The organism is Mycobacterium sp. (assembly GCF_049673265.1).
Classification (GTDB): Bacteria; Actinomycetota; Actinomycetes; order Mycobacteriales; family Mycobacteriaceae; genus Mycobacterium.
Window position 1 is genome coordinate 1 of sequence record NZ_JBATXN010000310.1, and the last position, 15,462, is coordinate 15,462.

Below are 15,462 nucleotides of genomic sequence, written 5' to 3' on the forward strand. Positions count from 1 at the left end.
GGCCATATGTCACCGAAATCCTGCCGGAGCCACCTGATGACCCCGGCGCAGTCGCGGCTACGAAGGGCAAGAAACCCACGGGACCCAAGCCGCGTACCGGTTCGCTGCTGCGCAGCATGGATTTACAGACCGTCACGCTCGAGGACGCGCTCAAACTTCTGTCGCTGCCCCGAGTCGTCGGCGTTGATCCAGACTCCAGCGAGGAGATCACCGCACAAAACGGGCGTTATGGCCCATATTTGAAGCGCGGCAACGACTCTCGTTCGCTGGCCACCGAAGATCAGATCTTCGAGATCACCCTAGAGGAAGCGTTGAAGCTCTACGCGGAGCCGAAACGTCGTGGCCGGCAGGCCGCCGCCGCTCCGCCGTTGCGTGAGCTGGGCAACGACCCGGCGTCGGGCAAGCCGATGGTGATCAAAGACGGTCGGTTCGGCCCCTATGTCACCGACGGCGAGACCAACGCCAGCCTGCGCAAGGGCGACGACGTGCTGTCGATCACCGACGAGCGTGCCGCGGAATTGCTGGCCGACCGGCGGGCCCGGGGCCCGGTGAAGCGGACGGCCAAGAAGACAGCGCGCAAGCGGCCGGCGAAAAAAGCGGCCAAGCGCAGCTAAACGCCGCGCTGAGCGGCGCAAACGCCCAGGTGCCTCTCCTTAGGGTTCCTTTTTCAGATTTTTGCTTAAAACGGGGTGATTCTCAGCCACTTCTCAGGTACAGTTACGTACGTCAGCTGTATCTAGGAGAGCCATGCGAACCGCCGCCCGCTACTGCATCACCGCTGGTGTTGCGCTCGGTGGCATCAGCGTGATCGTCGCCGCGCCGGCGGCACCTCCGTTGCGTGACATCGAGGTGCCCGCGGTGCAACTATCCGGGAACACGCACGACAACCCGGATGTGAACAGCCCGTCCGTCACGGACTTGCTGCAGGTTATGTACGGCTTTGACAGCCCGATCGTGGTGCAGAACATCACTGAGCCCGAAGCCGGAGCTCCCAGCGGCGAGCAGCCGTCCAACGTGCCGGGCCTCACCGACCTGCTGAACCTCGGTATTGATCCGGCCACGGGCCCGCCCGGGAAATCGTTCCTGGACGTCACCCCGCCGGCGCCTAGCGACCTGACCGCAGCGCCGGCCAGCCCGGCGCCACCCGGCCGCTAGCCGGTAATTTCGGATACCTCTTCCGGCGCGGCCAGGTTTAGGGGCCGGGCCAGCTGAGTGGGTGCCATCCGTCCGCGCAGTGCGACGACTTCGGCGACATCCCAGCACAATGCTTCGGCGTCAAGCGCGCCGCTGACCGCGACTGCAGAGGCCAGCACGTGGCCTTCTTCGAGCTTGGCCAGCTCGGTGAGCCGCGCGGCCTCGTTGACCGGGTCGCCGATCACCGTGTACTCGAAGCGAGCCTGCGCGCCGATGTGGCCGGCGATGGCACGCCCGGAGGACACCCCGATGCCGAACTCGGCGGTGCCGATCACCGGGAGGAGTTCGTCGTGCAGCTCACGGGCGGCTGCCAGCGCGCCACCGGACGCGTCCGGGTGCTCGATCGGGGCGCCGAAGATGGCCAACGCGGCGTCACCCTGAAATTTGTTGACGAAACCGCCGTGCCGGCCCACGGTGTCGACGACCACCCGGAAGAACTCGTTGAGCAGGCTGACCACCTCGGCCGGGGGCCGGGTCGCCGCGAGCTGGGTCGAGCCGACCAGATCGACGAACAGCACCGCGACGTCGCGCTCCTGACCGCCCAATTCTGTGCCGCGCTCCAGCGCGCGGCGGGCGACGTCTTCACCCACGTAGCGGCCGAACAGGTCACGCAGACGTTGCCGTTCGGACAGGTCGCGGACCATGTCGTTGAAGCCGGCCTGCAGCAGGCCCAGCTCACTGGCGTCGTAGATCTGCATGTGCGCGTTGTAATTACCGCGCTGTACCTCGCCGAGCGCCCAGCGCAGCTGACGCAGCGGGTCGGCGATCGACATGGCCACCAGCAGCGTGCTGGCCAGCCCGATGCCCAACGCCAGTAACGCCAGCAGCAGGATCGGGTTCAGCAGCTTCTCGGGTCGCCCATGAAGGTACTCAGCCTTGTCGGCCGCGACGGTCAGCACGATCGCCAGCAGCGGGACTCCGGTGGACAGCGCCCAGGCCAGCATTTGACGTCCGATGACACCCGACGCCCGGATGTTCTCCGGCAGGCCACCGCGCAGCGCGGCTACGGCCACCGGCCGCAGCACCCGCTCGGACTGTAGATAGCCGATGATCGCTGTGGCGGCGGCGCCGAGCGCTGTGGCGACGGCCACCACCGGAGCGGCGTGCTTGGCCACCGGCCAGCTGGCGACGATGAACACCACGCCGCCGATCAACCAGGACACCAAGTTGATCACCGTGCGGTAGAACGGCGTCCGCAGCGCGCGGCTCCGCGCCAGCTCGGTGGCGGCCGGGTCGGTGTCGGTGAGCAGGCCGTCGCGGCGTTGCCACCGGAACACCGGGATCAGTAGCCGCACGCTGATCCAGAATCCGACCACGAACAAGAAGACGGCCGACCCGAGGAAGATTGCCAGGTTGGGACCCGGTAGATCCTGCAGTTGAATGCGGTCTTCGGGTGGCAGCCCGTAGCGCAGAAAGCCCAGCACCAGCAGTCCGCCGATGATGTCGGCTTGCAGCTGGCTCAGCGAGAACACCGGCCATGGTGTGCGCACCAGCCATTGGACGAATCCGCTGATTCGTCCTGGAAGTGCCGCCGCCGTGCTCACGAACCCACCGTATCGGTCGTCGGGGACGAAAAAGTAGCCAAAACGTTCCGTGTACAGCCGCTCGTGTTGCGGAGTGGTCAGCGGCGGTCAGTACTGTTGCCGGTGATGTCGCGGGTATTCGCACGGCTGGTCGGCCAGGAGTCGGTCGAAGCCGATTTGGTGGCCGCTGCTTTGGCGGCCCGCGGTGATTCGGCTCACACCGCCGCGATGACTCATGCCTGGCTGATCACCGGTCCGCCCGGCTCGGGGCGCTCGGTCGCGGCGCTGTGCTTTGCGGCGGCGCTGCAGTGCACCTCGGAAGGTGTGCCTGGTTGTGGAGAATGCCGCGCCTGCACGACGACGATGGCGGGGACGCACGCCGACGTGCGCCGAGTCATCCCGGAGGGACTGTCGATCGGCGTCGACGAGATGCGAGCGATCGTGCAGATCGCGTCTCGCCGGCCGAGCACGGGCCGCTGGCAGATCGTGCTGATCGAAGACGCCGACCGGCTCACCGAAGGCGCGGCCAACGCCTTGCTCAAAGTTGTCGAAGAACCCCCGCCGTCAACGGTTTTCCTGTTGTGTGCGCCGTCGGTGGATCCCGAGGACATCGCGCTGACGCTACGGTCCCGCTGCCGGCACATTGCGCTGGTGACGCCCTCGCCGGCGGCCATCGCCCAGGTCTTGATCGACGGTGACGCTTTGACACCCGAGAGCGCCACCTGGGCGGCCTCGGTCAGTGGCGGACATGTGGGCCGGGCGCGACGGCTGGCAACCGATCCGGAGGCGCGCGAGCGGCGGCTGCAGGCGTTGGGGCTAGCCCGCGACGCCGCCACCCGATCGAAGGCCTACGGTGCGGCCGAGGCGCTGGTGGCCGCGGCCGAAGCTGAGGCGGCGGTGCTGACCGCGGGGCGCGACGAGGCTGAAACCGAGGAGCTGCGCACCGCGCTGGGCGCGGGAGGTAGCGGGAAGGGCACCGCCGGGACGTTGCGCGGAGCCACCGGGGCGATCAAAGATCTTGAGCGACGGCAGAAGTCGCGTCAGACCCGGGCGTCGCGCGATGCGCTGGACCGCGCTTTGATCGACCTGGCGACCTACTTTCGGGACGCGCTGTTGGTGGCCGCCGACGCAACGGGCGTGCGGCGTAACCACCCCGACATGGCAGAGCCGATCGCGGCGATGGCCGCGCACGTCACACCGGAGCGGTTGCTGCGCTGCATCGAAGCTGTGCTGGAGTGCCGCGAAGCGCTGGCGGTCAACGTCAAGCCCAAATTCGCCGTCGACGCCATGGTCGCCACGATCGGCCAGGCGCTGCGCGACTGACGTGCTCTGCATCGTCGCCGGGCGAACTTGGGCCGGTGTGACGGCCTGCCGTAGACTCGTGCCGCCCCGCAGGGCGCGCCACCTTAGCTCAGTCGGTAGAGCGGCTCACTCGTAATGAGCAGGTCAGGAGTTCGATTCTCCTAGGTGGCTCAACTTTCGTGGCCGCGAGCGTAACGCCACGGCGAAGAATCGGGCTCGAGATCGCCGTGGCGTTACGCACGCGAGGCAGTGCCTCTACTTAGGCACCGCGTAGCCCACCGGCCCGGCGGCAATGCACACCGCGAGCGCGGCCGTGTCGGCTCGCGCGGTGATGGCATTGCCCGCGCCGGGCAGCCGGACAAAGACCCGGTTGAGCCCGGGATGCACGGGCACCTTCGTGTTGGGCCCGTCGGACAGCGATAGCGTCATCGACCCGTCGCTGTTGGCCAGGTAGTTGAGCTCGGCGGTCCAATCCGTCGGCAGCAGTGGGCCGTCGAGAGCAAGCCGCACCGGCTGGTCCGGCTGGATGAAGTAGCCGCATTGTGGCACGGGGCCAGCCAGCATCATCCTTACCCAGGTCACCTGCGCGTCGGCCAATCGACCCGAGCTGTCGAGTACGCGCAATCGCGATGTCGCCGAGGCGAATTCGGGACGGTCACGTAGAAGTGCGAACAGATGGCTGGCCAGGTTGTCCGGCCAGGCGACTCGACCCAACACCATCGGATCGACCTCTTGATCCAGCAACGGCGCATTCGAAGCCGCGTGCGCGTCGGCCAAGCCGCGGCGGGCATTCTGCAGATAGGGCTGGGCGGGGTTATCTCGCCAGGAGGTCAGAAAGGTCGCCGTCGAATACCCGCTGCTCGCCACGAACGCCGCTGTCGCAGTGGCCGTCACTACAGTGCGGCCCACTGACGCGTCCAGCCAGCGCGACGTAGGGCGGTTGGGTGCGCAGAACCCGACCGCCGCCAACAGCGCGAGCACCACGACGAGATCGGGGAAATAGCGCAACGTTTGGGCCAATTCGAGCGCGGTGAACCGCGATGAGCGCATCAGGTAGATCGGTACCTGGCAGGCAACCACGTAGCCGGCAGCGGTCAGCCACACCGGCACAAGGCGCCGCTTGCGCGCCAACGAGACTCCCAGCGCCGCGGTCAGCACCAGCCAGCCCAGCACTCTGGCCGCCGGCGGCGGGATAGCCCACGGCGAGGCGGGTGCCCAGCGGGCCCAGGTCCATGGCCCTCCCGCCACGCCGGGAACGATTCCCTGAGTGACGGAGCGGCGCAACAGATCCCACGTCATCGACAGATCGAAAGTCCACCGCTGCTGGTTGACCACAACCAGATAGACGGCGATCCAGGCGGCGGTCAGCGCCAGCGACACCGCCCACAGCCGAAGCCCGGCCCGCCATACCGTCACCAAGGCCGCGCGGTCACCTTGTACGTGGCTCAGCAGCGCGCCAATTGCGAAGGCGGCAAACGGAATTACCGCGGCCTTCTCGAAGAACAGCAGCCCACCGAGGTAAACCAGCACGCCGGTCACCGCGTAGCGCTGATTGCCCGTTCGGACCAGCATGATCGCATCGGCGCAGAACCAGGCCAGCGCAGCGAGCATCGGCAGCGAGTTCAGCGCCGCCGCCCACCACGCGAAGCCGGGAACGCCCAGCGGGGTGAACAACGCAAAGGTCAGCGGGAGAAGCAGCACCGGGCGCCAGCCCAAAATCACGTGCAGCGCCCGCAACAGCGCCAGCGAAGCCAGCAATTGCAGCACCAGCAGGCTGATCGCCGGACCGATCCAGTTCAACGGCGCCAACCGGGTAATGGCACCCGCAACCAGGAAGGCGGCCGGCATGACATGGCCGTCGTGGTCGTCGAACAGGTACGACGGCGACAGCAGGCCATGAGTGCCGGCCCGCCCGACCAGGATCAAGTCATCCCAGTAGAAGTAGCCCCGAAACGCCAGCACCGCCCGGATCGCCAGCTGCACCGCGATCAGCGCGGCAGCGGCTAGCGCGACGTTCGGGGTGCGGGCGGCCCATCGGTATGGTGGGCCGGTGCGCGCACTGGTCACCGGGGCAGCCGGTTTCATCGGGTCGACGCTAGTCGACCGGTTGTTGAGCGACGGGCACAGCGTCGTGGGCCTGGATAACTTCGCGTCTGGGCGGGCCAAGAACGTCGAGCACCTGGCCGACAATCCCGAGTTTGTCTTCGTCGAAGCCGACATCGTCACCGCCGATCTGCAGGCGATCCTCGACGAGCATCGCCCGGAAGTGGTCTTTCACCTGGCTGCGCAGATCGACGTACGGCACTCGGTGGCCGACCCGCAATTCGACGCCTCGGTCAATGTGATCGGCACCGTGCGGTTGGCTGACGCGGCCCGGGTAGCCGGTGTGCGCAAAGTCGTGCACACCTCGTCGGGTGGTTCGATCTACGGCGTCCCGCCGTCGTACCCGACCAGCGAGGACGTGCCGACCGATCCGGCGTCGCCGTATGCGGCGGGCAAGGTTGCCGGCGAGATCTACCTCAACACGTTCCGCCATCTCTACGGCCTGGACTGCTCGCACATCGCGCCGGCCAACGTCTACGGCCCCCGACAAGACCCGCACGGCGAGGCCGGTGTGGTGGCGATCTTCGCGCAGGCGCTGCTTTCCGGTAAGCCCACCAAGGTTTTCGGCGATGGCTCCAACACCCGTGACTACGTGTTCGTCGACGACGTGGTGGACGCGTTCGTCAAGGCGTCCGAGCCGGTTGGTGGCGGGCAGCGATTCAACATCGGCACGGGTGTGGAAACCTCTGATCGCCAACTCCATTCAGCGGTCGCCGCTGCGGTCGGCGCAACCGACGACCCGGAATTTCATCCGCCACGACTAGGCGACTTGAAGCGGTCCTGGCTCGATATCGGTTTAGCTCAACGGGTTTTGGGCTGGCGTCCGCAGGTGGCGCTCGACGAAGGAGTTCGTCGCACCGTGGAGTATTTCCGGGACGTGCATACCGTCTAGCGAGGGCCTCTTCGAGACTTAAACCACTGCGACGCAACTCGGCGGCGTGTCGTCGCGATGGCTTAAGTGTCGTCGCAGCCCGATTACTCGGGTGTTTGCGCGCCTTCCAATGCGACCGCGCGGGCCAGTCGCGCGTAGCGCAGCTCCATGTCCTTGAATCGCAGATAGGTGCTCAACGTGGTGAAGCTGAAGGCGATGATCAGCGCGTAGAGCATCAGGTCGGTGCCGCGGTCCACGCCGAGCCAGTGCGCCACCACCGTGGTTTCGTTCGGCCGCAGCACCGCGTACACGCCGCCCAGCACGAACACCAGATAGCCGACTTTGACCCAGGCCTTCGACTGGGCGCTGCGACGAGACCGTAGCAGGTAAACCAATAACGCGATGATCGAGGCGATCAGCAGACCCTGGATCCAGTTCATCGCGGCGTCCTTCCTCGTAGCAACCCGTCGAAGATGATGTTGACGCCGTTGAGCAGCGGCTGGCCTTTGGATTTCGAGTATTCGGTGTAAAGCACCTCGACGGGTTCTTCAGCGACGCGCCAATGGTTTTCGGCGATCAGCATGATGAACTCGTTGGCGTGGCTCATCCCGCTCATGGTGATGTCCAGCCCGTCGGCAACGGTTCTGTTGAACACCCGCAGGCCGTTGTTGGTATCGGTTAATCCCAGTCTGCGGCCCCGCGGACTCAACCGCACGGCGGTGCGCAGCACGACCCGCTTCATCAGCGGAGGCCGGGTGACACCCGCGCCGAATCGGGTTCCGATGACCACGTCCACGTCGCCGGCGCCGAGCCGATCGATCATCGTGATGAGGTCTTTGACGCGGTGCTGACCGTCGCCGTCGAAGGTCGCAAAGACCTGAGCGCCGGGCTGGCGCCGCGCGTACTCGACGCCGGTCTGGATGGCCGCACCCTGACCCAGGTTCACCGGGTGGCGCACCAGATGCGCCCCGGCTCGCAGCGCGATGTTGCCGGTGTCGTCGGCGCTGCCGTCGTCCACGCATACCACCTGGGTGAAAACCGAGCGCAGATCGGCGATGACGTCGCCGATGACGCCGGCTTCATTGAAAGCCGGCACGATGATCCAGACGTTGCGTGTTTCAGTAACCATCTCGTCCGTTTCGTGCATTTCAAGCCCACAAGCTACACGCCTGTTCGCCCGACTCGGCTGATCAACCGCCCGTGCGCGACAGTGCGACCAGATGCACTCCGATGCCAACCAGCGGTCCGCACAACAACGCGACGACGGTGCGGGTCTCCAGCGGCAGTGGCAACAACAGCAGCAGTGTCGAGGCCACCGTCGCCCCGACCCAGCCCAGCGCGTAGGCGCGATGCATCGCAGCCGCGACGGTGGCCGCGCCGGTCAAAGTCAGCATGGCGATGGCCACCGCACCTGCCGTCAGCCAGGCCAGCAGCGCGCCGGCCGCGTGATAGTCGGGTCCGAACCCGACCCGCAGTAGCCACGGGCCGACCAGGCCCGCGGCCAGCACGCCGAGCACGCCGATGCTGCCGACCAGCGCCGCCGGTGCGATCAACGCCCGCCGTCGCTCGGTCCGCTCGTCGACGAAATGCGCGATCAGATTGCCCTGCATGGCGGTCAGCGGCACCAGCAGCGGCGCGCGGGTCAGGGTGACCGCCAGGATGACCACGCCGCCGTTGGCGCCAAGCTGGTTGGAGGTGGCCTTCAGCAGCACCGGGAAACCCATCACCAAGATCGCGCTGGCTCCCGCAGCGGTGATCGAATGGGCGGCCCCGCGCAGGAAAGTCGCGGTGCCACCCTCCGTCAGCAGTCGGGCTGCCGCCCGGCTTGTCGGCGACGCCACGATCAGCACCAGCCAGGCCACCGCACCCGCGACGGTGGCCCACAGGAACCCGACCAGGCCCCAACCGATCACGAAGGTGGTCACCGCGACCGCCACCCGGATCACCGCGTCGGTGACCATCAGCGCCCCGTACTGGGTCCAATGGTTGGTCCCGGCCAGCATGCCCAGCAAGGTCGCGTGCAGGCAGAACCCGGCAAGCCCGACGCTGAGCAGACCCACCGAAAGCCAGTGGGCTTCGGCGAACACCCGACTGCTCCACAGCGGCGAACTACCCGCGATCACCGCCGCCGCGCCGAGCCCGACCATGCCCGCCACCCGCAGGGGATGGGTGCGTCGGTCCGGCACGACTTCGGCTCGGCTTTCATACCCCCCGGCGCGGACTTCCCGCGTGGTCTCCTGCAGCAGGCCGTTGGCCGCCCCAGTGACTAGTCCGAATGCGCCCCAAAAGACTGCGAATACCGAAAAGCCGGCCGGAGCCAGGTCGCGGGCTGCCAGGTACACCACTGTGTAGCCGCACAGGGCGGTGAGCACGGTTGCTGTACCCACCCGGGCCATGCTGCCGCGGGCGATCGGGCTGACGGGGGCCGCCATCCCGGGGGAACCGCCCACTTCGGTCACGCTACGAAAATACTCACAGTCACTACCGGGCTCGGCAAACCGCGATGACCCCGACCTGACAGACTGAGGCGCAGAGGGGAGTATTCCTCAGCCGCGGTGTCGTCATCACGTCACCCACTCACCGGGCGACCGGGGCCGCGGGCCAGTGCGACTCTAGTCGCGACGGCGGGAGAGACCTCTGGCGTTTCAGCGACCGGAGGCTCCTGTTGTTCGTGTCCGTGCTCGAATGGGTCGTCATCCTGAGTGCGACGACGGCGGTGCTGTTGTTCGACGTCGGAGTGATGGCGCGGCGGTCCGGGGAACCAACGATGCGCCGCTGCGCGATCGCGTTAGCCGGGTACGTCGGACTCGCGGTCGCCTTCGGGATATGGACGTGGCACGTTCATGGACAGCAGTTCGCCGTGGAGTTCTTCACCGGCTGGCTCACCGAGTACAGCCTGTCGATCGACAACTTGTTCATCTTCGTCATGATCATGACGAGCTTTGACGTGCCCAAGGTCTATCAGCGGCAAGCCTTGTTCGTCGGTATTGTGATCGCGCTGATCTTCCGCGGCATTTTCATCGCGCTTGGCGCAGCGGCCATCCAGCGGTTCTCCTGGGTCTTCTACCTTTTCGGCGCATTACTTCTTTACGCCGCAATCAGATTGGCACGCGGCGGCGACCACGACGCGAACGTGGAGAACGCGGCCGTCCGCTTCGCTCGCAGCCACCTCAACGCCACCGACAACTGGCACGGACTCAAGCTCTATGTCAAAGAAGGCTCGCAGTGGTCGATGACCCCGATGTTTCTCGTCGTCCTCGCGCTCGGCATCACCGACCTGATCTTCGCCCTCGACTCGATTCCCGCGATCTTCGGCATCACCCGTGAGGCCTATTTGGTGTTCGCCGCCAACGTATTCGCCTTGATGGGTCTGCGGCAGTTGTACTTCATGCTCGCAAATCTGTTGCAGCGCTTGGTTTATCTCTCCAAAGGCCTTGGCATCATCTTGCTCTTCATCGCGATCAAGCTGGTCTTGCAGGCGTTGGGGGAAAACGATCTGCCGTTCATCAATGGCGGCGAGCACATCAACGTTCCCGAGGTCCCGACCTTGCTTATGCTCGCGGTCATCCTGGTGACCCTCGTCGTCACCGCAGCCGCCAGCCTCTATGCCACCCGGGGCAGCCGAAGCGATTAAGCCTCGATTGCCGCCGCGATGCGACGTTCGATGCCGGCGCGCGCCGGCGCCGGCAACGCGATCAGCCCGTCGAGCTCTCTGCCGGCCCGCGTGTAGGCGCTCTGCCGCTCCTGCGGAGATGCGGCCTCGTCTTGGGCAAGCTGCAGCAGATGCTGAGCTCGGGCTAGCCGTTGTTGGTCGTCCTCGGAGAAGTCGCTGCGTCGTCGGCGAATCGCTTCGGCCTCGGCGATCTCGAATGCGCTGACGTAGTCGTGCACGGCGTCGCGGTATTCCAGTTGCGCCGCCCGGTCGCCGAGCAGGTCCTCGGGCCGGTCCGGGCGCAGCAGATCGGCCTGCCGCTTCGCGTTGTGGAATTCGACTGTCAGCGGATTGCGCATGTCGGTCATCAACGGAAAGTCCAGCAATTTGGCGATATCGACCTCATAGTCCAGCCAGCGGGCGTCGGTCCGATCATGCGTAGCGATGAGCTTGGCGATCTCGCGCCGATAGCCGTCCTTGCTGTCTGGATTGTCGCGCTTCCGTCCGGAAGCTTCCGCGATCGCAATCTTGGCCTGCTGCTTGAGCCGATACCGTTCAAGCCGGCGCTCGGCCCGGCGTTCGTTGGCCGAGGCGATCGCGCGGATGCTCCCGCCGATCGCGCCTCCGAGAGGGAACACCAGCCACCAGAAATTCGCGGCGAAATGAAACAGCGGGCCCACGATCTCAGGATGCCACCTGAAGCGCTGTCGCCTCGACCCCAGCGCCTAGTCGATCAACGTCGGGAATTTCGCTGTGCGCGAAGGCCCGATGAGTGTGACGACCCCCGCCGGTCAGTACAGGTGTTATCCAGTCCATCCGATCACTGAAGGAATCGTCGATGCCCCGCACCCGGGTTCACAACATGAACATCTCCCTCGACGGCTACGCGGCCGGCGAGCACGTGACGTTCGATGCCCCGATCGGCGGTGCCGAACGGCTATTCAACTGGTTCGACGGACGCGCTATCCATGGGATTGACCGGGTAGATGCCCCAGTCACGCTCGACCGCGCCCTGACCAGCTTGTGGAGCCAGGGCGTCGGCGCCGAGATCATGGGACGCCGAAAGTTCGGCCCCCATGTCGGCGATTGGCCCAACGACGGGTGGCAGGGCTGGTGGGGCGACGAGCCGCCGTTCCAGACTCCGGTGTTCGTCATGACCCACCACCCGCACCCCACGATGGACTTTCCTAACGGAACCAGCTTCCACTTCGTCGACGCGCCGCCGCACGAGGTGCTTCGCCTGGCCCAGGATGCTGCGAACGGTCGCGACGTGCGTATCGGTGGAGGCCCCTCGACGGTGCGGCAGTTCCTTCAGGCCGACTTGGTCGACTTCATGCACCTGGTGATCGTGCCCATCACCCTGGGGCGCGGGGTATCCCCGTGGGAAGACTTAGACGGCGTCGAAGACTACTTCACAATCGAAACCGTCACCTCGCCGAGTGGGCTAACCCATCAGCTCTGGAACAAAAAAGAACCCGGCTGAGCCGACGCGTCAGTGTCCGGTGGTTTTGAACCGCTCCTGGGACCGCAGCACCTCTTCTTCGGCTTCTTTACGGCCCACCCAGTCGGCGGCTTTGACGAATTTGCCCGGTTCGAGCGCTTTGTACTGCGAGAAGAAATGCTTGATCTCGTCCAGCTCGAACTCCGGGACGTCTTTTATGTCCTGGATGTGGTCCCAGCGGTGGTCCTTGGCCGGAACACACAGCACCTTGTCATCGCCGCCGGCTTCGTCGGTCATCCGGAACATGCCTACCGGTCGCGCCTTGACCAGCACACCCGGGAACACCGACTGAGGAAGTAGCACCAGGGCGTCCAGCGGGTCGCCGTCCTCGCCCAGCGTGTCGTCGATGAAGCCGTAGTCGGTCGGGTAGACCATCGACGTGTAGAGATAGCGGTCCAGAAAAACCCGTCCCGTCTCGTGGTCAACCTCGTATTTGTTTCGTTGACCCTTCGGGATCTCGATGATGACGTCGAATTGCACCGTCTGAAGCTCCTTGGCTGGGGTGGTCGCTGCTCGAGCGCTAACCCTAGTCCAGCGGTCAGGTGCGTACCGCAGCTCCCGCACTGCGCCAGTCGACCGGGGTTTGAAGCACAATAGGCGCAAAGAAGTCAGGAGAGTTCATGCGTCCCACTCGGTGGCGGCGGTCTACGCATCTGATCGTGGGCGTGGCCGTGCTGGCGGTCGTTGCCGCCGTTGTCGCGGCTACTGCGTTGTTCACCGCTAGCGGTCGCGGCGCAAGTGGCGCCCAGATCCCGCCCCCGCCGCCCGCCGTCACCGCCAAGCCGAGCATCGTGCCGGTGGCCACGACCGCGCCGGTGCCGACCCAGTCCGCGCTGACCGCGACGCTGGCGGCCGTGGTGGCCGACCCCAACCTGGGCAAGCTGGGCGGTCGGGTCACTGACGCGATGACGGGCGAGGAACTCTGGCGCCAACTTGATGACGTGGGACTGCAGCCGGCGTCGACGAACAAAACGCTCACCACCGCCGCCGCGCTGTTGGCCTTGGACCGCGAGGCCCGGGTCACCACCAAAGTTGTCGCCGCCGACCAGCCCGGCACCATCGTGCTGGTGGGCGGCGGCGACCCGACGCTGTCCGCGGCTCCGCCCGGGCAAGACACCTGGTATCACGGAGCCGCCAGAATCAGCGACCTCGCCGATCAGGTTCGCCGCAGCGGCGTGACGCCGACGGCAGTGCAGGTGGACACCTCGCTGTTCAGCGGCCCGACCATGGCACCCGGCTGGGATCCGGCCGACATCGAGGGCGGCGACATCGCGCCGATCGAATCGGTCATGCTCGATGCCGGACGTATCCAGCCGGCGACCGACCAGTCCCGCCGGTCGGTGACCCCAGCCCTGGACGCGGGACACGCGCTGGCCGCCGCGCTCGGCGTGGACCCCCAGCAAGTGACCATCGCCCGCCATCCCGCATCCTCCGGCGCGCGACAGCTGGCCGCGGTTCGGTCGGCCCCGCTGATCGACCGGCTGAACGAGATGATGAGCATCTCCGACAACGTGATGGCCGAATGCATCGCCCGGGAAGTGGCGGCGTCGATGCAACGGCCGCTGAGCTTCAGCGGTGCCGTGGACGCAGTCACCAACCGGCTGAACACCGCGCACGTCGACACCGGCGGCGCGACGCTGCGGGACTCCAGCGGCTTGTCGGTCGAGGACCGCCTCACCGCCAAGACCCTCGATGCCGTGGTGCAAGCGGCGGCCGGGCCCGATCAGCCTGCGCTGCGGCCGCTGCTGGACCTGCTGCCGATCGCCGGTGGCAGCGGAACACTGTCCGATCGATTCCTGGACCCGGCAGCCAGCACCGGCCCGGCCGGATGGTTGCGCGCCAAAACGGGTTCGCTGACTGCCACGAACGCGTTAGCTGGTGTGGTGACCGACCGCAGTGGACGGGTGTTGACCTTCGCGCTGATCTCCAACGACGCCGGCCCCACCGGCCGCACGGCGATCGACGCGGTGGCGTCCACTCTGTGGTCGTGCGGGTGCGCAACGTGACTTCGTCGGCGGAATTGACCGTCGGGCGCACTGTCGACTGGGGATTCGCGGCGACGGTCGGCCAGTTTCTGGCCCGTCCCGGCCCGCCGTCCACCGACTACACCCGTCGCCAGGTGATCGAAAACCTGGCTGCCGCAGCCAAGGCGGCTGAACCGCCGGTGCGCGAGGTGACCGGTCTGCAGACCAACGGCGCGGTTCCCGAGGCTCGCATTGTCGACCGGCCGGGGTGGATCGAGGCGGCTGCTGAGTCGATGCGGGTGATGACCGGCGGCACCGACAAGCCGCGGAGTCTGGTCTCCGGTCGGGTCACCGGCGCGCAAACCGGTGCCGTGCTGGCGTTCGTCGCATCGGGAATTCTTGGCCAGTACGACCCGTTCGCCGCCTCCAAGGCCGGCGGCGCCTTGCTGTTGGTCTATCCCAATGTCATTGCGGTGGAACGCCAATTGCGGGTGGAGCCGTCTGATTTTCGGTTGTGGGTGTGCCTGCACGAGGTCACCCATCGGGTGCAGTTCACCGCCAATCCGTGGCTGTCCCAATACATGTCGCAAGCGCTTGGTGTGTTGACCCAGGAGAGCGGCGAAGACGTGGCCCAGGTGGTGAGCCGACTGGCTGACTTTGTCCGCGGCCGCGGCGACTCGTCACCAGCCGGCACCGACGCGCACTCGACCGGAGTGGTTGGATTGCTGCGTGCGGTGCAGTCCGAACCGCAGCGTGAAGCCCTGGATCAACTGTTGGTGCTCGGCACACTGTTGGAGGGCCACGCCGATCACGTGATGGATGCCGTTGGGCCCGTGGTGGTTCCGTCGGTCGCAACCATTAGGCGCCGTTTCGACGAGCGTCGTCACCGCAAGCAGCCGCCGCTGCAACGGCTGCTTCGCGCATTACTGGGCATCGACGCCAAACTGAGCCAATACACCCGGGGCAAGGCGTTCGTGGACCATGTGGTCGGCCGGGTCGGAATGGAGCGGTTCAACACCGTCTGGACCGATGCGGATACCCTGCCCCGGCCCGCTGAGATCGAACACCCGCAACGATGGATCGACCGGGTGCTGTAGCCGAACTCCGCTCGACTGTGGCGGCGTTCGCCAAGGAATACCTCCCCACCGCCGACCGCTGGTGTGTGGCGTTGTCCGGTGGCCCGGACTCGTTGGCGCTCATCGCCGTTGCGGCCGGCCTGCTGCCGACCACCGCGCTGATCGTGGACCATGGTCTGCAAGCCGGCTCGGCGGCGGTGGCCGCCACCGCGCAACGCCAAGCCAGCGAATTGGGATGCGTTGAGGCACAAGTGTTTTGCGTGCAGGTAAGTGGCG

General features: G+C 66.4%; 15 protein-coding genes, 1 tRNA gene and 1 pseudogene. 10 read left to right on the forward strand and 7 right to left on the reverse strand.

The features are described from left to right. A partial coding sequence (locus tag WBF82_RS10985; protein WP_424383068.1) for a topoisomerase C-terminal repeat-containing protein occupies positions 1-614 on the forward strand: 614 nt, incomplete at its 5' end. A gap of 133 nt (positions 615-747) precedes the next feature. Beyond that, positions 748-1,155 carry a hypothetical protein gene (locus WBF82_RS10990; RefSeq protein ID WP_424383069.1) on the forward strand — a complete coding sequence of 136 codons (408 nt, stop codon included), beginning with the start codon at positions 748-750 and terminating at the stop codon, positions 1,153-1,155. Here WBF82_RS10990 and WBF82_RS10995 read toward each other — a convergent pair. Further along, positions 1,152-2,795 (reverse strand): adenylate/guanylate cyclase domain-containing protein, encoded by a 1,644-nt coding sequence (locus tag WBF82_RS10995; RefSeq protein WP_424383081.1) that lies wholly within the window; start codon positions 2,793-2,795, stop codon positions 1,152-1,154. The genes WBF82_RS10990 and WBF82_RS10995 overlap by 4 nt on opposite strands. 48 nt (positions 2,796-2,843) lie before the next feature. Here WBF82_RS10995 and WBF82_RS11000 point away from each other — a divergent pair, with 48 nt between their 5' ends. After that, the gene (locus WBF82_RS11000; protein WP_424383070.1) at positions 2,844-4,040 is read left to right on the forward strand and encodes a DNA polymerase III subunit delta'; all 1,197 of its coding nucleotides are present in this window, start codon (positions 2,844-2,846) and stop codon (positions 4,038-4,040) included. Positions 4,041-4,117: 77 nt separating this feature from the next. Next, positions 4,118-4,190: transfer RNA gene (locus WBF82_RS11005), tRNA-Thr, on the forward strand. 84 nt (positions 4,191-4,274) lie between these two features. On the opposite strand, the gene WBF82_RS11010 is transcribed toward WBF82_RS11005, so the two are convergent. Beyond that, entirely contained in the window at positions 4,275-6,104 is a 1,830-nt protein-coding gene (locus WBF82_RS11010) for a hypothetical protein (protein WP_424383071.1), read from the reverse strand. Here WBF82_RS11010 and WBF82_RS11015 point away from each other — a divergent pair. Then, entirely contained in the window at positions 6,070-7,014 is a 945-nt protein-coding gene (locus WBF82_RS11015) for an NAD-dependent epimerase/dehydratase family protein (RefSeq protein ID WP_424383072.1), read from the forward strand. The two genes, WBF82_RS11010 and WBF82_RS11015, sit on opposite strands and share 35 nt — an antisense overlap. Before the next feature lie 83 nt (positions 7,015-7,097). Here the strand turns inward: WBF82_RS11015 and WBF82_RS11020 are convergent, their stop codons facing one another. The 3 genes from WBF82_RS11020 to WBF82_RS11030 are packed head-to-tail and all read right to left on the reverse strand — an operon-like array spanning position 7,098 to position 9,425. Beyond that, positions 7,098-7,433, reverse strand: a complete 336-nt coding sequence (locus WBF82_RS11020; RefSeq protein ID WP_424383073.1) for a DUF2304 domain-containing protein — start codon at positions 7,431-7,433, stop codon at positions 7,098-7,100. Then, positions 7,430-8,140, reverse strand: coding sequence for a glycosyltransferase family 2 protein (locus tag WBF82_RS11025; RefSeq protein WP_424383074.1), 711 nt, complete (start codon positions 8,138-8,140; stop codon positions 7,430-7,432). Before WBF82_RS11025 ends, WBF82_RS11020 begins: the two co-directional genes overlap by 4 nt. Before the next feature lie 43 nt (positions 8,141-8,183). Next, positions 8,184-9,425 carry a lipopolysaccharide biosynthesis protein gene (locus WBF82_RS11030; RefSeq protein ID WP_424383082.1) on the reverse strand — a complete coding sequence of 414 codons (1,242 nt, stop codon included), beginning with the start codon at positions 9,423-9,425 and terminating at the stop codon, positions 8,184-8,186. Positions 9,426-9,658: 233 nt separating this feature from the next. On the opposite strand from WBF82_RS11030, the gene WBF82_RS11035 reads away from it, so the two are divergent. Continuing rightward, complete coding sequence (locus tag WBF82_RS11035; protein WP_424383075.1) at positions 9,659-10,627, forward strand: TerC/Alx family metal homeostasis membrane protein; 969 nt, start codon at positions 9,659-9,661, stop codon at positions 10,625-10,627. Here the strand turns inward: WBF82_RS11035 and WBF82_RS11040 are convergent. Further along, positions 10,624-11,325 (reverse strand): hypothetical protein, encoded by a 702-nt coding sequence (locus WBF82_RS11040; protein ID WP_424383076.1) that lies wholly within the window; start codon positions 11,323-11,325, stop codon positions 10,624-10,626. The genes WBF82_RS11035 and WBF82_RS11040 overlap by 4 nt on opposite strands. A 158-nt stretch (positions 11,326-11,483) precedes the next feature. On the opposite strand from WBF82_RS11040, the gene WBF82_RS11045 reads away from it, so the two are divergent. Next, entirely contained in the window at positions 11,484-12,128 is a 645-nt protein-coding gene (locus tag WBF82_RS11045) for a dihydrofolate reductase family protein (protein WP_424383077.1), read from the forward strand. Positions 12,129-12,137: 9 nt separating this feature from the next. Here the strand turns inward: WBF82_RS11045 and WBF82_RS11050 are convergent, their stop codons facing one another. Beyond that, entirely contained in the window at positions 12,138-12,626 is a 489-nt protein-coding gene (locus WBF82_RS11050; RefSeq protein ID WP_424383078.1) for an inorganic diphosphatase, read from the reverse strand. Positions 12,627-12,766: 140 nt separating this feature from the next. On the opposite strand from WBF82_RS11050, the gene dacB reads away from it, so the two are divergent. From dacB to WBF82_RS11065, 3 genes and pseudogenes are all read left to right on the forward strand, one after another. Then, positions 12,767-14,152, forward strand: coding sequence for a D-alanyl-D-alanine carboxypeptidase/D-alanyl-D-alanine endopeptidase (gene dacB / locus WBF82_RS11055; protein ID WP_424383079.1), 1,386 nt, complete (start codon positions 12,767-12,769; stop codon positions 14,150-14,152). After that, a complete protein-coding gene (locus WBF82_RS11060; RefSeq protein WP_424383080.1) occupies positions 14,149-15,207 on the forward strand; it encodes a zinc-dependent metalloprotease in 1,059 nt (352 codons plus the stop codon). The genes dacB and WBF82_RS11060 overlap by 4 nt, the downstream gene beginning before the upstream one ends. Beyond that, a pseudogene (locus WBF82_RS11065) lies at positions 15,186-15,462 on the forward strand (tRNA lysidine(34) synthetase TilS); the annotation flags it as partial. The gene WBF82_RS11060 and the pseudogene WBF82_RS11065, both read left to right, overlap by 22 nt.